The organism is Nonomuraea soli (assembly GCF_013761175.1).
GTDB lineage: Bacteria > Actinomycetota > Actinomycetes > Streptosporangiales > Streptosporangiaceae > Nonomuraea > Nonomuraea soli.
The window spans coordinates 716,224-732,874 of record NZ_JACDUR010000004.1 but is presented as its reverse complement, the minus strand read 5'-3'; the positions used below and the strand labels follow the sequence as shown (position 1 = coordinate 732,874).

At 70.1% G+C, this 16,651-nt stretch carries 14 protein-coding genes; 2 read left to right on the top strand and 12 right to left on the bottom strand.

Features of this window, described 5'->3' with window-relative positions:
• Window positions 1-16 precede the first annotated feature (16 nt).
• From glyA to rpmE, 7 genes are all read right to left on the bottom strand, one after another.
• Entirely contained in the window at window positions 17-1,282 is a 1,266-nt protein-coding gene (gene glyA / locus HNR30_RS21810) for a serine hydroxymethyltransferase (RefSeq protein WP_181611743.1), read from the bottom strand.
• A gap of 26 nt (window positions 1,283-1,308) precedes the next feature.
• Window positions 1,309-1,686, bottom strand: a complete 378-nt coding sequence (locus tag HNR30_RS21805) for a hypothetical protein (RefSeq protein ID WP_181611742.1) — start codon at window positions 1,684-1,686, stop codon at window positions 1,309-1,311.
• 132 nt (window positions 1,687-1,818) lie between these two features.
• Entirely contained in the window at window positions 1,819-3,321 is a 1,503-nt protein-coding gene (locus tag HNR30_RS21800; protein ID WP_181611741.1) for a hypothetical protein, read from the bottom strand.
• A gap of 60 nt (window positions 3,322-3,381) precedes the next feature.
• A complete protein-coding gene (locus HNR30_RS21795; RefSeq protein WP_181611740.1) occupies window positions 3,382-4,026 on the bottom strand; it encodes an L-threonylcarbamoyladenylate synthase in 645 nt (214 codons plus the stop codon).
• Window positions 4,027-4,037: 11 nt separating this feature from the next.
• Window positions 4,038-4,892, bottom strand: coding sequence for a peptide chain release factor N(5)-glutamine methyltransferase (prmC, locus tag HNR30_RS21790; RefSeq protein ID WP_181611739.1), 855 nt, complete (start codon window positions 4,890-4,892; stop codon window positions 4,038-4,040).
• Window positions 4,889-5,941 (bottom strand): peptide chain release factor 1, encoded by a 1,053-nt coding sequence (gene prfA / locus HNR30_RS21785; RefSeq protein WP_181611738.1) that lies wholly within the window; start codon window positions 5,939-5,941, stop codon window positions 4,889-4,891. The genes prmC and prfA overlap by 4 nt, the downstream gene beginning before the upstream one ends.
• A 93-nt stretch (window positions 5,942-6,034) precedes the next feature.
• Complete coding sequence (rpmE, locus tag HNR30_RS21780; protein WP_181611737.1) at window positions 6,035-6,244, bottom strand: 50S ribosomal protein L31; 210 nt, start codon at window positions 6,242-6,244, stop codon at window positions 6,035-6,037.
• Window positions 6,245-6,511: 267 nt separating this feature from the next.
• Between rpmE and HNR30_RS21775 the strand changes: the two genes are divergently transcribed.
• A complete protein-coding gene (locus tag HNR30_RS21775; RefSeq protein WP_181611736.1) occupies window positions 6,512-7,726 on the top strand; it encodes a hypothetical protein in 1,215 nt (404 codons plus the stop codon).
• Between the two features lie 120 nt (window positions 7,727-7,846).
• On the opposite strand, the gene HNR30_RS21770 is transcribed toward HNR30_RS21775, so the two are convergent.
• The 5 genes from HNR30_RS21770 to thrC all read right to left on the bottom strand — a co-directional run bounded on the left by HNR30_RS21770 (window position 7,847) and on the right by thrC (window position 14,888).
• Window positions 7,847-8,506, bottom strand: coding sequence for a response regulator transcription factor (locus tag HNR30_RS21770; RefSeq protein ID WP_181611735.1), 660 nt, complete (start codon window positions 8,504-8,506; stop codon window positions 7,847-7,849).
• Window positions 8,494-9,738, bottom strand: a complete 1,245-nt coding sequence (locus HNR30_RS21765) for a sensor histidine kinase (RefSeq protein ID WP_220133805.1) — start codon at window positions 9,736-9,738, stop codon at window positions 8,494-8,496. The genes HNR30_RS21770 and HNR30_RS21765 overlap by 13 nt, the downstream gene beginning before the upstream one ends.
• A 451-nt stretch (window positions 9,739-10,189) precedes the next feature.
• Window positions 10,190-12,217 (bottom strand): transcription termination factor Rho, encoded by a 2,028-nt coding sequence (rho, locus tag HNR30_RS21760; RefSeq protein ID WP_181611734.1) that lies wholly within the window; start codon window positions 12,215-12,217, stop codon window positions 10,190-10,192.
• A 421-nt stretch (window positions 12,218-12,638) separates the two neighbouring features.
• The gene (locus HNR30_RS48015) at window positions 12,639-13,772 is read right to left on the bottom strand and encodes a homoserine kinase (RefSeq protein WP_344982132.1); all 1,134 of its coding nucleotides are present in this window, start codon (window positions 13,770-13,772) and stop codon (window positions 12,639-12,641) included.
• A gap of 57 nt (window positions 13,773-13,829) precedes the next feature.
• On the bottom strand, window positions 13,830-14,888 hold the full coding sequence (gene thrC, locus HNR30_RS21745) for a threonine synthase (protein ID WP_181611733.1): 1,059 nt from the start codon (window positions 14,886-14,888) through the stop codon (window positions 13,830-13,832).
• A 154-nt stretch (window positions 14,889-15,042) separates the two neighbouring features.
• On the opposite strand from thrC, the gene HNR30_RS21740 reads away from it, so the two are divergent.
• Window positions 15,043-16,647 carry a glycosyltransferase family 2 protein gene (locus HNR30_RS21740; RefSeq protein WP_181611732.1) on the top strand — a complete coding sequence of 535 codons (1,605 nt, stop codon included), beginning with the start codon at window positions 15,043-15,045 and terminating at the stop codon, window positions 16,645-16,647.
• Window positions 16,648-16,651 lie beyond the last annotated feature (4 nt).

Below are 16,651 nucleotides of genomic sequence, written 5' to 3'. Positions count from 1 at the left end.
AGGACACAGACTCAGCTTATAAATCGCTGGGATACGGCTGGTGGATGGCTACGATACTGGAAACCCTCGTCCGTGTGACATCCGTGCTTTCCCGATTACGGACGGCCCGGGCGACGAGCGCGCCCACCTCTTCGAGCTCTTCAGGACCCATACCCTGCGTCGTCACACAGGGCGTGCCGACCCGGATGCCCGAGGTGATCGTCGGGGGTTCCGGATCGTACGGAATCACGTTCCTGTTGAGGGTTATACCCACCTGCGCGCACCTCCGCTCAGCCTCCGCCCCGGTCACTCCCGACCCTCGCAGGTCGATCAACGCCAGATGGGTGTCGGTACCCCCGGCCACCGGTCGCATGCCTTCCGCCGCCAATGATTCGCACAACGCCTGGGCGTTCACCACGACTTTCCTGGCATAACTCGCGAACTCCGGTTGAAGGGCCTCGCCGAAGGCCACCGCTTTCGCCGCGATGGTGTGCATCTGAGGGCCGTCCTGGATGAACGGAAAAACCGCCCGGTCAATCCGCTGGGCCAGCTCGGCCGTACAGACAATGCCCCCGCCGCGCGGACCGCGCAGCGCCTTGTGCGTGGTGAAGGTGACGACGTCCGCGTACGGCACGGCGGACGGGATGGCGCCACCGGCCATCAACCCAATAGTGTGCGCCACGTCCGCCAGCAACCAGGCGCCCACCTCGTCGGCGATACCGCGGAAGACCGAGAAGTCGATCAGGCGCGGATAGGCCGTGGCGCCGCACACGATGACCTTGGGACGGTGGCGGATCGCCAGGTCACGAACCTCGTCGTAGTCGATGAGCTCGCTGTCGCGCCGCACGCCGTACGAGACGACGTCGAACCAGCGGCCGGAGAAGTTCACCCGCGAGCCGTGGGTCAGGTGGCCGCCGTGGGCCAGGTCCATCGCCAGCATGGTGTCACCGGGCTGCAGCAACGCGGCATAGGCGGCCAGGTTGGCGCTGGTGCCCGAATGCGGCTGCACATTGGCGTGCTCGGCGCCCAGGAGCCGCCTGGCGCGCTGGATCGCCAGGTACTCCACCTTGTCGACGACCTCGCAGCCGCCGTAGTAGCGCCTGCCCGGGTAGCCCTCGGCGTACTTGTTGGTCAGCGTGGACCCCAGCGCTGCCAGTACGGCGGGGCTGGTGAAGTTCTCGCTGGCGATCAGCTGGATGCCGCCGCGCACGCGGGCGAGCTCGTCCAGCAGGACCCTGGCGACGTCGGGGTCCTGGCTCTGGAGGCGACGGAAGTCGGGCCCGTAGAAGGGAGTCTCTCCCACTTCATCACTTTATGCCCGGCTTCAGGTCAGGAGAAGGCACGCGGCGTCGCCGAGGCGGCCGGGATCCAGCGCGGCGTGTCGGCCGCCTGGTCGCTGATCGCCGTCAGCACCGCCTGCCTGTACAGGCGCAGCCTGGTACGCCACTCGCCGATGTCCTCGACATAACGGGCACCCACCGGGGCGTCCCACGTCTGGGGGCTGCGGGCCATCTGGTAGGCCTTGTCGAGGCTGCCCGTGAGGGTTTCCAGCATGGGCAGGACGCTCTGCCAGAGGGTGACCAGGCGCTGGTAGTCGGGATTGAACTGCCAGGCCTGCGGCTGGCCTTCCAGGGCCCCGGCGGTGCCCGCGGTCGGCGGGGTCTCCCCTGGGCGCTGCGGCTGGGGGGCGGGCGGGTCGGCGTACATACGGGGGTTTCTCCTTCGGGGTGAGATGGCTTGGGACGGCGCTGCGGCCACGCGCCGTAGCGCCGGGCGGGCGGGCTTGCGGGCCGTGGCACCGGGCGCTGCGGCCTGTTGGCCGTAGCTCCCGGGCGCGGGTCAGGCCGGGGCGCCCGGGTCGACCGAGCCCGGGGGGCCGTCGGGCTTGATGTCCTCCGGCACCCACTCGCCCTTGCCCCACTCCCCCTTGGGCACCTCCACACTCGGCATCTCCATCGGCGGGATCTCGGAGCTCTTCTCGATCAGCTCCTTCAACTCCGCCGGAGTGAGCCGGTCGGCCTCCACCGACACGACGTCGCTGCCGTCGTTGGCCCACTGCTGCACGTCACCGTTGCTGCCACCGGCGAGCGGCCCCAGCAGCGCCGGGTCCCCGCCCGTCGCGATGGGCAGCACCTGAACCGGCGAACCCGCCACCGCCGGCTCGGCCTGCCCAGGGCTCCCGTCAAGCTGCGGCGTCCCCTGCGAGCCGACCGGCGTGCCCTGGGCCGGGACCGGCGTGCCCTGAGCGGCGATCGGCGTGCCCTGGGCGGCGTCGCCGGTGGTCGGTGTGGTCTGCGGGGTGTCGCCGCCCGCCGTCGTGCTCTGCGTCGCGGGACCGCCCGGATCCACCGATCCAGGAGGGCCGTCGGGCTTGATGTTCTCCGGCGCCCAGTCGCCCTTGCCCCACTCCCCCTTGGGCACCTCCACACTCGGCATCTCCATCGGCGGGATCTCGGAGCTCTTCTCGATCAGCTCCTTCAGCTCCGCCGGAGTGAGCCTGTTGGCCTCCACCGAGACGACGTCGCTGCCGTCGGCGGCCCACTTCTTGACGTCGCCGTCGTCGGCGGGCTGCACCTGCGGCCCCTGCTCCTGCCCCGGCATGTCGACGGGCTGGACCTGGTCCATCTTGGCCAGCAGGTCCTCGATCTCCTTGGCCGTCGGCTGGTCGACCGGGACCTGCAGCACCTTCACGCCGTCGATCTCGACGACCTGGGGTTTGCCGATGGCCAGGTCGTCGGGGTGGTCCTTGGCCGGGGTGTCGTCGCGGGTGGCCGGAGGATCGGCCACCTGGGTGTCGGCGCCGTCCTTCGCGGTGTCGGGGCCGGGGGTCGCGTCCGGCTTCTCCTGCACCGGCTTGCCGTCGTCGGCCGGTTTGGTGGCGTCGGGCTTGTCCTCGGCGGGCTTGGTGGCGTCGGGCTTGTCCTCGGCGGGCTTGGACGCCTCAGGCTTGGACTCGTCGGGTTTGTCCTCCGCCGGCTTGGAAGCTTCCGGTTTCCCGTCATCGGCCGGCTTCGACGCCTCCGGTTTCCCGTCGTCAGCGGGCTTCGACGCCTCCGGCTTGTCGTCGGCGGGCGTGGTCGACTCGCCTCCCGAGACCGGCGTCGAGTTCCCCGAGTCCTCGCGCTTCTCCAGCAGCTCCAGCCGGGTCGTCACATCGCGCACCATCTCGTCACACGAGTCGGCCACCTGCCCGGGTCGCTGCCCGGCCTGCACTGCCAGCCCCGCCCCGCCGGTGAGCTGCGAGATCCTGCCCTCGATCTGGCGCATCTGCACGGCCGCGTGCCGTACCTCCGCCAGCAGCTCGCGCACCAGCTTGGGGTCCATGCCGTCGAATTTCGCCACCCACACACGGTAGGTCGGCGGCGGCTGATCACACCGGCGGGATAAGCAGAAGGTATCGACTCACGCGTCGGTGGCGACGTATCCGACGATGCCGCGCAGCTTCTCCACCGGGATCGCGCCCTTCCTGAGCAGGCGCGGGATGGCCGTGGTCAGGTCGATGATGGTCGAGGGCACGTCGTCGGCGCAGGGACCGCCGTCGAGGTAGACGGCGACCGAGTCGCCCAGCTGCTCCTCGGCGTTGGCGGCGGTGGTGGCGGCCGGGGCGCCGGAGCGGTTGGCGCTGGACACGGCCATGGGGCCGGTCTCCTTGAGCAGGTCGAGCGCGACAGGGTGCAGCGGCATGCGGATGGCCACGGTGCCCTTGGTGTCGCCCAGGTCCCACGACAGGGCGCGGTTGGACTTGACGACGATGGTGAGCGGTCCCGGCCAGAAGGCGTCGATGAGGTCCTGGCCGTACGGGCCCATCTCCTCGACCAGAGCGGTGGCGGCGCGTACGGTGCCGACCAGGACGGGCGGCGGCATCTCGCGGCCGCGGCCCTTGGTGTCGAGCAGCGAGGCGACGGCCGCGTGGACGAAGGCGTCGGCGCCGATGCCGTAGACCGTGTCGGTGGGCATCACGACGAGTTCGCCACGCCGTACGGCTGCCGCGGCCTCGAGGATGCCGGCCGCCCGCTGATCGGGATCTGAACAGTCGAAAACCGCCATGACGCCTCTTCCTATCCTTGGTCCAGCCTGGCCGTGACGAACCGGTCTCGGCGTGTCAGGTCCTGGCGCAGCCGCGTGTCGCGCCAGCCCTGCGATTCGGGGAAGAGCAGGTACACCGACTGGCCTTGCTCGTCGGCGTGTTCGACCGCGACCCAGCCGCCCGGCCTGAGCAGCCTGCGCGCGGTGCTCTCGACGGCTCTGACCTCGCCCAGGCCGTCGTCTCCGGTGCCGTACAACGCCCGCTTGGGGTCGTAGTCGCGCACCTCGGGGTCGCGCGGGATGGCGCCGGGCGGGATGTAGGGCGGGTTGGAGATGACCAGGTCGACCTTGCCGTTGAGCTCGGGCAGCGCGCTGGTGAGGTCTTCCGGGTGCAGGTGCACCCTGCCCTGTCCGAGCTCGGTGATGTTGCGCTTGGCCCAGCCGTACGCGTCGGGGTCGATCTCCACCGCGTGCACCTCGGCCAGCGCGACCTCCTGGGCGATCGACAGGGCGATCGCGCCGGAGCCGGTGCCGAGGTCGACGACGAGGGGCTCGTTGACGTCCATCGCGCGCAGGGTCTCGATGGCCCAGCCGGCCATGACCTCGGTCTCGGGGCGCGGCACGAACACGCCGGGGCCGACGTTCAGCTCCAGGTAGCGGAAGTAGGCCTTGCCGGTGATGTGCTGCAGGGGCTCGCGCGCCTCGCGGCGCGCGATGCCCTCCCAGAAGAGCGCGTCGAAGTCGGAGTCTCCGACCGTGTGCAGCTCGCTCCGGCGCACGCCATGGACGAACGCGGCGATCTCCTCGGCGTCGGTGCGCGGTGAGGGGACGCCTGCCTCAGCCAGGCGGGCTGTGGCGTGTGCGATTTCGTCCATTAGAAATGTCATGTGTGTGCGGCGAGCTTCTCCGCCATCTCGGCGTCGATGAGGGCTTGGGTGACGGCGTTCAGCTCGCCGTCAAGGACCTGGTCGAGGTTATACGCCTTGAAGCCGACGCGGTGGTCGGAGATGCGGTTTTCCGGGAAGTTGTAGGTGCGGATGCGCTCGCTGCGGTCCATCGTGCGCACCTGCGACTTGCGCTCGGCCTGGGCTGCGGCGTCGGCCTGCTCCTGGGCGAGCGACAGCAGCCGGGCTCGCAGGATGCGCAGCGCCGACTCCTTGTTCTGCAGCTGGCTCTTTTCGTTCTGGCAGCTGACGACGACGCCCGTGGGCAGGTGCGTGATCCGTACGGCGGAGTCGGTGGTGTTGACCGACTGGCCGCCGGGGCCGCTCGAACGGTAGACGTCGATGCGCAGGTCGTTGGCGTCGATCTGGACGTCGACCTCCTCCGCCTCCGGGTAGACCAGCACGCCCGTGGCGCTGGTGTGGATGCGGCCCTGCGACTCGGTGGCGGGGACACGCTGCACGCGGTGCACGCCGCCTTCGTACTTCAGCCGCGACCACACGCCCTCGTCGCCCTTGGCCTTGATGCCGACGGTGACGTCCTTGTAGCCGCCCAGGTCGGAGTGCTGGGCCTCGATGATCTCGGTCTTCCAGCCGAGGCGCTCGGCGTAGCGGAGATACATGCGCAGCAGGTCGCCCGCGAACAGCGCGGACTCCTCACCGCCCTCGCCCGCCTTGATCTCCATGATGATGTCCTTGTCATCGTTGGGATCACGCGGGATGAGCAGGTGTTTGAGGCGCTCCTCCAGCTTGGGGATGCGTTCCTCGAGCTCCGCGGCCTCCTCGGCGAACCCTTCGTCCTCCGCCGCCAGCTCCTTGGCCGTGGCGAGGTCGTCGCGAACGCTGTCGAGCTCGCGGTAGGTGCCGACGATCGGGGTCAGCTGGGCATAGCGCTTGCCCAGCGTGCGCGCCTTGTTCTGGTCGGCGTGCACGGCGGGGTCGGCGAGCTGCAGCTCCAGCTCGGAATACTCCTTGAGCAACTCGTCCAGGTTCACCGTGCTTCTCCTTGAATGGGCTTTCGCTGTGGAACCGACAAACGCCGGCCCGGGGCGCGCTGATCACGCGCGCCCGGACCGGCGTTTGGGAAGCTAAGCCTTCTTGCCGAACCGCTTCTCGAAGCGGGCCACGCGGCCGCCGGTGTCGAGGATCTTCTGCTTGCCCGTGTAGAACGGGTGGCAGGCCGAGCACACGTCGGCGTGGATGACGCCGTTCTTCGCGGTGCTGCGGGTCGTGAAGGAGCTACCGCACGCGCAGCTGACCTGCGTCACGTGGTAGTCGGGGTGAATGTCCTTCTTCATTGCTGTCCTTTCGAGGTGCGGTCGCCGGGTCGCCAAGTGATTCGTACGGCTTTGCGCGCAGTCGCACACGGGGTGCGCGCGGGCGGGAACCGGTACCGCGACGGTTCAGCTACCAGTGTGCCAGATGGTTGAACCATCCCAGGCCACGAGGCATTCCTCGGCAGGCCGGAAGGCGGGATATGGACGTGTCACTTCCGTCACACTAGGCTCCGGTGCCCAAACCGCAACTTTTCCCCCAGGTTGACCGAGTTAAAGGAACCCCATCAGATGAACAGAAGGATGCGGTCGTTCTTCGCGACCGTAGCCGGGGCAGCGGTCTTCTCGACCGGCCTCGGGGCTGCCGCCGCCGTGCCCGCGACGGCTCAGGCCACGGCGGCTGCGTGCGGGTTGTCGACGGACGTGTCAACGATCACCGTGGGTGACGCCTACGTCCCCCTCAAGGATGACAACAAGGTCGCGTTCTCGTTCACGCTCAAGGACCCCTACGGCCCTCCCACGGACAAGGGCTACCCGGTGGTGACGACCGGCGCCGCCGGCTCCGAGAGCTACCACGTCGCGCCGACCATCACGTCGGTCCAGGTCCAGGTCCTCATGACCGGGGACGCCGCGGGACCCGCCGTGACCCTCGACACCGCCGTTCCCCCGCCGAACCACGTGGTCAAGCCGCCGCTCATCCCCAACCCCGGCGAGACCCCCGCCCCCTTCACCCACACGCCGAGCGCGCCGACGACCGCCGAGGTGAAGGGCTCCTTCCTCATCAAGGAGTCCAACAAGGACAAGGTCGGCAACTGGAAGCTCAAGGTCACCGTCGCCCGGGCCTCCGGCAGCACGGAGAGCTGCAAGGAGTTCGCGGTCGCCGGACAGTCGGCCGTCGCCTCCGGCACCGTCTCCCCCACGACCGTCCAGCTCAAGAAGGGCGTCGACGTCCCGCTGAAGGTCGTCGCCGAGGTCAAGAACGCCAAGAACGTCAGCATGGAGCTTCGCTCGCACGACGGCACCATGTGGGTCAACGTCCCGCTCTACCAGGACGGCGACGGCCTCTACCGCAACACCGCCCACCTCGCCGACGACACGACGCCTGGCAGCTGGTACTTCGTCGTCAAGGCCACGCGTAACAACGAGCAGATCGAGGCCACCGGCCACAACTTCACGGTCGTCGCCCCCGTCGACGGCATCGCCACCAAGACCAAGTCGCGCATCACCATCAAGGCGCCCGCCAAGGCCAAGCTCTCCAAGGCCTTCAAGCTCTCCGGCAAGGCCTACCGCGGCACCAAGGGCTACAGCGGCAAGATCCTCGAGCTCTACTTCAAGAAGAAGGGCAAGAAGAGCTTCACCTTCATGGGCTTCGTCAAGACCACCTCCACGGGCATCTGGCAGAAGAACGTGAAGCAGAAGTACGACGGCTACTGGCGCGTGATCGTGCCGGGCACCAGCAAGACCAAGAAGTCGTACGCCACCTCGAAGCTGGTGGACATCCGCTAGCCGAGGAGCCGGGCGTCCCACCGCACATCGGACGCCCGGCAGCACAGAAAGCGGGCGTCCCACCGCACACCGGACGCCCGGCAGCACAGAGAACGGGCGTCCCACCGCACACGTAGGACGTCAGCCGAGCCCCGATCGGGTGCTCGCCGTACCGAGGAACGTCAGGACGGCGAGTACCCGGCGGTGGTCGTCGGGTTCGGGGCCGAGGCGCAATTTCCCGAAAATTCCGGAAATGTGTTTCTCCACCGCCCCCTCCGTCACCGCCAGCCGCCCCGCGATGGCCGTGTTCGACCTCCCCTCCGCCATCAGCCCCAGCACCTCCCGCTCCCGCGGCGACAGCGAGTCGAGCACGCTACCCCTCCTCTGCCGCCCGAGCAGCTGCGAGATCACCTCCGGATCGACGAGGGTCCCGCCCGAGGCCACCCGGCGCACCGCGTCGAGGAACTCCGCGACCTCCGAGATCCGCTCCTTCAGCAGGTAGCCCACCCCAGGCCCGATCAGCTCGGCCGCGTAGTGCTCCTCCACGTACTGCGACAACACCAGCACGGGGAAGACCGGCAGGATCCGGCGGATGCGCAGCGCCGCACGCAGGCCCTCGTCGGTGAAGCCCGGCGGCATGCGTACGTCGACGATGGCGAGGTCGGGCCGCAGGTCCTGGACGGCGGCCACCAGCGCGGCGCCGTCCGACACGGCCGCGAGCGTCTCGATGCCGCCGTCGGCCAGCAGCCGGACGACTCCCTCGCGCAGCAGCACGGAGTCCTCGGCGATCACCACTCGCATGGCAGCTCCGCTCTCAGCAGGGTGGGGCCGCCCGCGGGGCTGTTGACGGTCAGCAGCCCGTCGATGGTCGCCGCCCGGTCGGCCAGGCCCGAGAGCCCGCCGCCGTGCCGTACGGCCGCGCCGCCGACACCGTTGTCGAGCACTTCCACGATCACCACCTGGTCGTCTCGCGTCACCCGGACGGAGGCCTCCGTGGCGCCGGAGTGCCTGGCCATGTTCGTCAGGGCCTCGGCGACGGTGAAGTAGGCGATGCTCTCCACCGCCGGTGGCGGCCGGTCGATGATCTCCATGGAGACGTCGACGCGGAACGGCGCTCTGGCGGCCAGGGCCGACAGGGCCGCGTCGAGGCCTCGTTCTGTGAGGATCGCCGGATGGATGCCCCTGGCGAGGTCACGCAGCTCGGCGATCGCCTGGCGGGTGCCGACGTGCGCCTGGACGAGCAGCTCGCGGGCCTCCTCCGGCGCCGCGTCGAACTTAGCCTGCGCCCGGCCCAGGTCGACCGCGACGGCGAGCAGCCGCTGCTGGGCGCCGTCGTGCAGGTCACGTTCGATCCTGCGCCGTTCGGCCTCGGCGGCGTCGATGCCGCGCTTGCGCGAGGCGCGCAGCCGTTCCACCTCGCTGCCGCCGAGCAGCAGCGCCGCGAGCGTGCCGTGCAGCCAGGCCATGCCCTTGACGGCGTAGAGGGTGACGACCAGGGCGACCACTCCCGCGACGCCGGCCAGCACGCTCTGCGGCCAGCCGTCGGCCAGGACGACTCCCGCGAAACTCGGCCGCTCGCCCAGCGCCAGCGTCAGGGGCGCGCTGAGCAGCCCCACGGTCAGCGCCCACAACGTCGCCGAGGCGACGAACTCGACGAGGCTCAGCGGGAAGTACAGCAGCAGGTAGCCCAGGTCCTTCCAGGTCGCGGGGTCGGTGACCACCCAGCGCACCAGCCCGCGCCGCGGCCGGCGCCGGTAGGGGTCGCGGATGCGCACGCCCAGCGTGAGGCCGAGCAGCCTGCGTTCGAGCATCGCCGCGCCCCGCCACAGCAACATCGTCGCCAGTAACAGCGGCAGACCCACCCAGACCAGAACGAGGGCCAGCGAGAGCGGCACCGCCGTGACCAGCAGCACGAACCAGCCGGTCCCCAGCGCCAGGCTGACCAGAAGGTACGGCACGGCGCGCCAGGTGCGGGGATCGACCACCACCCCGATAGGCCCGTTCGGGCCCATCGGCACCCGGTCTTTGAGCATGCCCCACTCCCCTTCGGCTGCCTGACCGGGCACGATCGGCGCGGAGTGGAGCGACCCGGATTCCCGACCCGTGGTTTTACCCTCGCCGCCGGGAGCGAACACCCCTTGTCCGAATCATCCAGTTCGCCGAAGACCGAGCCGATGCCGGCCTGCGCGGCAACCGCCGCTTCAGGCTCCTGCTCGCCTCCGACGCGGTCAGCCGGGCGGGCACCCAGCGGCGATCACGCACCGAGCGGGCCCACTGGAGACGAGACTCCTGAGCGCGGCCCAGACCGCGGCGCAGCTACTCATCGGCCCGCATGCCGTACGAGCGGTACGGCACGGCTGCGTGGCTGGGCAGTCGCTGAGCCTGGCGCCACTCTTGGCCTCGCCTCTGAGGGTGATGCGCGACCACCCCGGACACGGCGAAGCGCCCCGGGCGTGAACCCGGGGCGCTTCGTCGAACGGAGCGTCAGTCGCGGTCGTTGCTGACCGTGGTCTTCTGCACCTGGAGCAGGAACTCCGCGTTGGACTTGGTCTCCTTCATCTTCTCCAGGAGAAGCTCCAGCGCCTGCTGCATGTCGAGCGCGTGGAGGACCCGGCGGAGCTTCCAGACGATCTGGAGCTCCTCCTTGGCCATGAGGATCTCTTCCTTGCGGGTGCCGGACGCGTCGACGTCGACGGCCGGGAAGATCCGCTTGTCGGCGAGCTGCCGGTTGAGCTTGAGCTCCATGTTGCCGGTGCCCTTGAACTCCTCGAAGATGACCTCGTCCATCTTGGATCCGGTCTCGACGAGGGCGGTCGCCAGGATGGTCAGCGAGCCGCCGTTCTCGATGTTGCGCGCGGCGCCGAAGAAACGCTTCGGCGGGTAGAGCGCGGTCGAGTCGACACCACCCGACAGGATGCGGCCGGAAGCCGGGGCCGCCAGGTTGTAGGCGCGGCCCAGACGGGTGATCGAGTCGAGCAGGACGACCACGTCGTGGCCCAGCTCGACCAGGCGCTTGGCACGCTCGATGGCCAGCTCGGCGACGGTCGTGTGGTCTTCGGCCGGACGGTCGAAGGTCGAGTGGATGACCTCGCCCTTGACCGAGCGCTGCATGTCGGTGACTTCCTCGGGACGCTCGTCGACGAGGACGACCATGAGGTGGCACTCGGGGTTGTTGCGGGTGATCGCGTTGGCGATCGACTGCAGCACCATCGTCTTACCGGCCTTGGGCGGCGAGACGATCAGACCACGCTGGCCCTTGCCGATCGGCGAGACCATGTCGATGATCCTGGTGGTCAGGATGTTCGGCTCGGTCTCCAGCCGCAGGCGCTCCTGCGGGTAGAGCGGCGTGAGCTTGTTGAAGTCGGGGCGGTTGCGCGCCTGCTCCGGGTCCATGCCGTTGACGGTGTCGAGGCGGACCAGGGCGTTGAACTTCTCGCGGCGCTCGCCGTCGCGAGGCTGGCGCACGGCGCCGGTGACGACGTCGCCCTTGCGCAGGCCGTTGCGGCGGATCTGGGCCAGCGACACGTAGACGTCGTTGGATCCGGGCAGGTAGCCGCTGGTGCGCACGAAGGCGTAGTTGTCGAGGATGTCGAGGATGCCCGCGATCGGGATCAGGACATCGTCGTCGCCGATGACCGGCTCGTTGCTGTCGAAGCGCTCGCGGCCCCTGCCACGGTTGCGCTCGCGCAGGCGGCCACGGCGGCCACGGCCACCGCGGTCGTCGTCGTCGAAGGACGAGCCGCCACCCTGCTGGCGGTCGTTGCCGCCCTGCTGCTGGCGGTTGTCGCCGCCCTGGCGCTGGTCGCCGCGGTCACCGCGGTCGGCGCGCTCCTGGCGCTCGACGCGCTCGCCACGGTCGGCGCGGTCGCCGCGCTCAGCACGGTCGTCGCGGCCGCCGCGGTCGGAACGCTCACCGCGGTCGGAACGCTCCTGGCGCTCGCCACGGCTGTCGCTGCGGTTGTCGGGGCGGGTGTCGCCGCGGGTCTCGGTGCGCTCACCGCGCTCGCCACGCTCACGGCGGTTGCGGCGCTCGCGCCGGCTCTCCCGCTCGCCACGGCCTTCGCCCTGGTCGGAGGAGTGGGCCGAGGGCTGCTCGACGACGGGCTCGGCGGCCGCGACCACCGGCTCGGCGGCGGCCACGACGGGCGCGACGGGCTCGGCGGCGGGCGCAGGGGCCGCCGGAGCGTCGTCGGAGGCCTTGACGCGGGAACGCTCCCTGCGGCTACGGGCGGGCCGCTCGGCCGGCTCCGCCGCGACGGCCGAGGCAACCGGCGTCTCGGCGGGGGCGGGGGCCCCTTCACCCGTCTTCTCCTGGATCGCGGCGATGAGCTGGCTCTTCCGCATCCGTCCGGTCCCGCTGATGCCGAGCTCCGCAGCCATTTTCTGCAGCTCGGGCAGCACCTTGGCGGACAGGCCGGTGCCGGAGCGACGCGCACGCGGCTTGGCCGCGGCGCGGGTGGGGGTGTCGCCGGACGCGCTTGCGTCGGAGAGGAGTTCGGTGGTGTCGCTCAACTAAAGGTCCTTCCCAGGGGTCGGGCGCCGGCAGGTGTCGCCGGTCGTCCCGGAGGTGCTGTCGATCCGGCAGGACAGACCGGGTCGGGGTGCACATCTGTGTTCTTCGGCCAGAGGCCGCCACGCTTGGGGAGGGGCTTGTCCAGACCGCCACAGGACGGTGACGGCAGGAGAAGTGCCCCCCAGATTGCTGTCGCCAGATGGATCGAACCGCGCAGACCCCGTCGTCTTCGCCTCTCGTCGAGCCAACCGGGTGTGGGCCGATCGGAAGCGACGGATTCCGGGGAGACAGCCGCGCCGCCCAAGCATGGTGCAGCGATGTACGACTGACAAGCACGCACCCACCATGGGGGCATCTGGTGCGGCTACCAGCCTAACATCACCAGCGCACACGGCTATTCCCTGAAGGTCTAAAGAGTCATCAGCGTGTCTCGGGGACCTGAACGCCCGCACCATCCGGGTCGACGTCCAAATGCTGGATGAGCCAGTCATTACCCACTTCTGGCGCGATCAAATCCTGGGTATCCGTGGTGGAAAACACCAGAATCGTGGGACCCGCGCCCGAGACGACCGCGGGCACGCCCCGCGACCTCAGCCGTTCTACCAGGTCCGCGGTCTTGCGCATCGCAGGCGCGCGGTAATTCTGGTGGAGCCGGTCTTCGGTGGCCGCCAGCAGGAGGCTGCTTTCCGGACGCTGGGTAAGCGCCGCGATCAGCAGTGCGGATCGGCCTGAATTGAAGGACGCGTCCTTGTGGGGCACGTCCTTCGGGAGCAGCCCGCGTGCCGTTTCCGTCGACAGTCTCGACGACGGAATGAGGACGACGGGCTGAATCGCCGCATCGGGCGTCAGTTTCACCATACGCGGAATGCCGGACTGGTCGCTCCACGAGATGGTCAGGCCGCCGAAGATGCAGGGGGCGACGTTGTCGGGGTGCCCCTCCAGCTCGGTCGCCAGCGCGAACACGTCGTCGTCGGTGAAGACGGTCGACGGCCGGGCGCCGGAACCCCCACGACCGGAGGCGCCGGAACCATCATGACCCGGAGCGCCCGAACCGCCATCACCGGCGGCGCCGGAACCACCACCCGAACCGCCATCACCGGCGGCGCCGGAACCACCGCGGCCCGGAGCGCCCGAATCATCGTGACCTGGAGCGCCGGAACCATCACGGCCCGGAGCGCCATCGCCGAGGGTGCCGGGCGCGGAGTCCGGGGCCGCACCGGCGAGAGCGCGGGCGGCGTAGATGCCCGCCACGATGGCCGCCGACGACGAGCCCATCCCCCGCGCGTGCGGGATGATGTTGCGGCAGCGCAGCCGGATGCCGGCCGGCTGGTCGACGCCCATGCGGGCGAACGTCGTGCGCATCACGCGCACGATGAGATGCTCCTCGCCGTCACCGACCTCCCCCGCGCCCGCGCCCTCGACGACGACGGCGCTCTCCCCGTCGACGAGCTCCGCCTCGACGTGGTCGTGGTGGGCCAGCGCCAGGCCCAGGCTGTCGAAGCCGGGGCCCAGGTTGGCGGATGTCGCCGGCACGCGCACGACGACCTTGCTCACGCTCATTCAACTCCTAGCCGGGCGCCGCGGCGCTCTGGCCGCGGAGCGGAACGTCTTTCAGGCCAGCGACAGGGCCGAGGCCGCCGCGTGCACGTCGATCGGGATGGTCACCGGAGAGGGGGCTCCGGAGATGGCCCAGTCGGGGTCCTTGAGGCCGTTGCCGGTCACGGTGCACACGATCTTCTGTCCCGGCTCGACCTTGCCCGCGGCGTGCGCCTGCAGCAGCCCGGCGACGGAGGCGGCGGAGGCGAGCTCCACGAAGACACCCTCCTCCTGGGCCAGGATCTTGTAGGCCGCCGCGATCTGCCGGTCGGTCACCGACTCGATGACGCCGCCCGACTCGTCGCGCGCGGCCTCGGCGAGCTGCCAGGAGGCGGGGTTGCCGATGCGGATGGCGGTGGCGATGGTGTGCGGGTGGGTCACGGGCGCGCCGTTGACGATGGGCGCCGAGCCCGAGGCCTGGAAGCCGAACATGCGCGGGGTCTTCGTCGAGACGGAGTCGCTGAAGTACTCCTGGTAGCCCATCCAGTACGCCGAGATGTTGCCCGCGTTGCCCACCGGGATGCAGTGGATGTCGGGCGCGTCGCCGAGCGTGTCGACGATCTCGAAGGCGGCGGTCTTCTGACCCTGGAGCCGGAAGGGGTTGACGGAATTGACCAGCGCGATCGGGTAGTTCTCCGACAGCTTGCGTGTCATCTCCAGGCAGTCGTCGAAGGAGCCCTCGACCTGGAGCAGGGTGGCGCCGTGGACGAGCGCCTGGGCGAGCTTGCCCATCGCGATCTTGCCGCGCGGCACGAGCACCGCGCAGGTCAGCCCGGCGCGCACGGCGTAGGCGGCGGCGGAGGCCGAGGTGTTGCCGGTGGAGGCGCAGATGACCGCCTTGGCCCCCTCTTCCACGGCCTTGCTGATGGCCATGGTCATGCCGCGGTCCTTGAAGCTGCCGGTCGGGTTGAGGCCCTCGACCTTGAGGTAGACCTCGCAGCCCGTGAGGGCGGAGACGCGGTGTGCGGGGACGAGCGGGGTACCGCCTTCGAGGAGCGTGACGACAGGAGTTTTCGTCGTGACCGGCAGCCGGTCTCGATACTCCTCTATCAGTCCGCGCCACGCCCTGGTCATGATCGTCTCCTAGCGACACTACCTGCGGTATTGGCCACTGAGTCTAGGCCCAACCGGCCGCGAATGAGGCGTGCGGTCCACGTTCTGGACACCCGCTTCTCCAGCCAACCCCCAGCAATCATCGATAAGGTCGCCCTTAGGGGGTCAAATCGATATGAGAGCGCGTCCCGTGGTGCGGCAGAACGACTTCTCGCCGCTGACGCCGCCCGACCTGGGCACCTGGACACCGGCCGACACCGTCAGCGTGATCATCCCGGCGCACAACGCACCGCACCTGGACCTGGTGCTCGCCGCGCTGGCCGCGCAGACCTACCCGGACCATCTCATGGAGGTCCTGGTCGTCGACGACGGCGACACGCTCACCCGCCTGCCGGAGCTGCGCCCGGCGAACACGCGCATCGTCCGCCCGGAGTCGGGCTGGGGCATCTCCAACGCGGTCAACACCGGCGTACGGCACGCCGAGGGCGAGATCATCCAGCGCCTCGACGCCGACATGGTCGTCGCCCGCCCGCACATCGAGGCGCTCGCCCGCTGGCACAGCCTCGCCGGTTACCTGGTGACGATCGGCCGCAAGCTCTTCGTCGAACCCGAGGCGCCCACTCCCGAGGAGGTGCGCGACGCCCGCGACCTGGGTGAGCTGTTCGACCTGGAGCGGGCCGTGCCGAGCTCGACCGAGGCGACGATCGCCAGGACCGACGGCCTGCGCAAGAGCCGCAATCCGTACCACGTGTGCACCGGCCCCACCCTGTCGCTCAAGCGCGACGTCTTCGACGAGGTGGGCGGGCTCGACCCGAACGTGCTGCGTGGCGAGGACACCGAGTTCGCCTACCGGCTGGCCATGCACGGCGTGGTCTTCATCCCCGACGAGCAGGCGCTCGCCGTCCACCTGGGGTTGCCCGCCCAGCACGTCGACCGCGACCGCGCGGTCCGCGCGGTGGAGCCCTTCCTGGCCCAGCGCATCCCGCTCCGCCGCGACCTGCGCAAGGACCGCGGGCGCAGCTACCTGGTGCCCTATGTGGAGATCGTCTACGACGTCACCGGCGCCGAGCCGTCGGCGGTGCGGGAGGCGGTCTCGGCGGCGCTGGACGGCAAGCTGCACGACGTCGTGGTGACGCTGGTCGGGCCGTGGGCGTCGCTCTCCGACGGGCGGCATCCGGTGCTCGACGACCCGGCGTTCGACCTGCGTCATCTGCGCGGCCTGTTCGCCAACGACCAGCGTGTGCGGCTCATCGGCGAGGCCTCGCGCACGCCCGCGCCGATCCCGTTCCGCTACAGCGGCCCGCTGGAGGTGCCGCTGCACCGCGTCACGCTGGAGCGGATGATCGAGACGGTGCAGGAGGACCTGACGGGGGTGCTCGTCGTGGACCTGCCCGGCGGGCGCTCCGCGCGCCTGGAGCGCACCTCGGCGCTGGGCCGGCTCCGGTTCCTGGGCGGCCCGGTCGACTGGCGGGTCGAGCAGACCCACGGGGTGCGTCACGTCGAGCCCGGCCGCTACTGGCCGCCTCCCAAGCAGCCTGCGGCACCGGCACAGACGCCCGCGCAGCCCGCCAAAACCGCGCAGCCCGCCGGAACCGGGCAGCCCGCCGAATCCGCGAAGCCCGCCGGAACCGGGCAGCCCGCCGAATCCGCGCAACCCGCCGAATCCGCGAAGATCGCCACACCCTCGCCGTCCGCCCGGCCCGCGCAGCCGGCCCAGGCTCCTGCCGAGCCCCCGGCGGGCCTGTTCGGCAAGCTGCGTTCGGCGCTGCACCGCCACTAGGGGG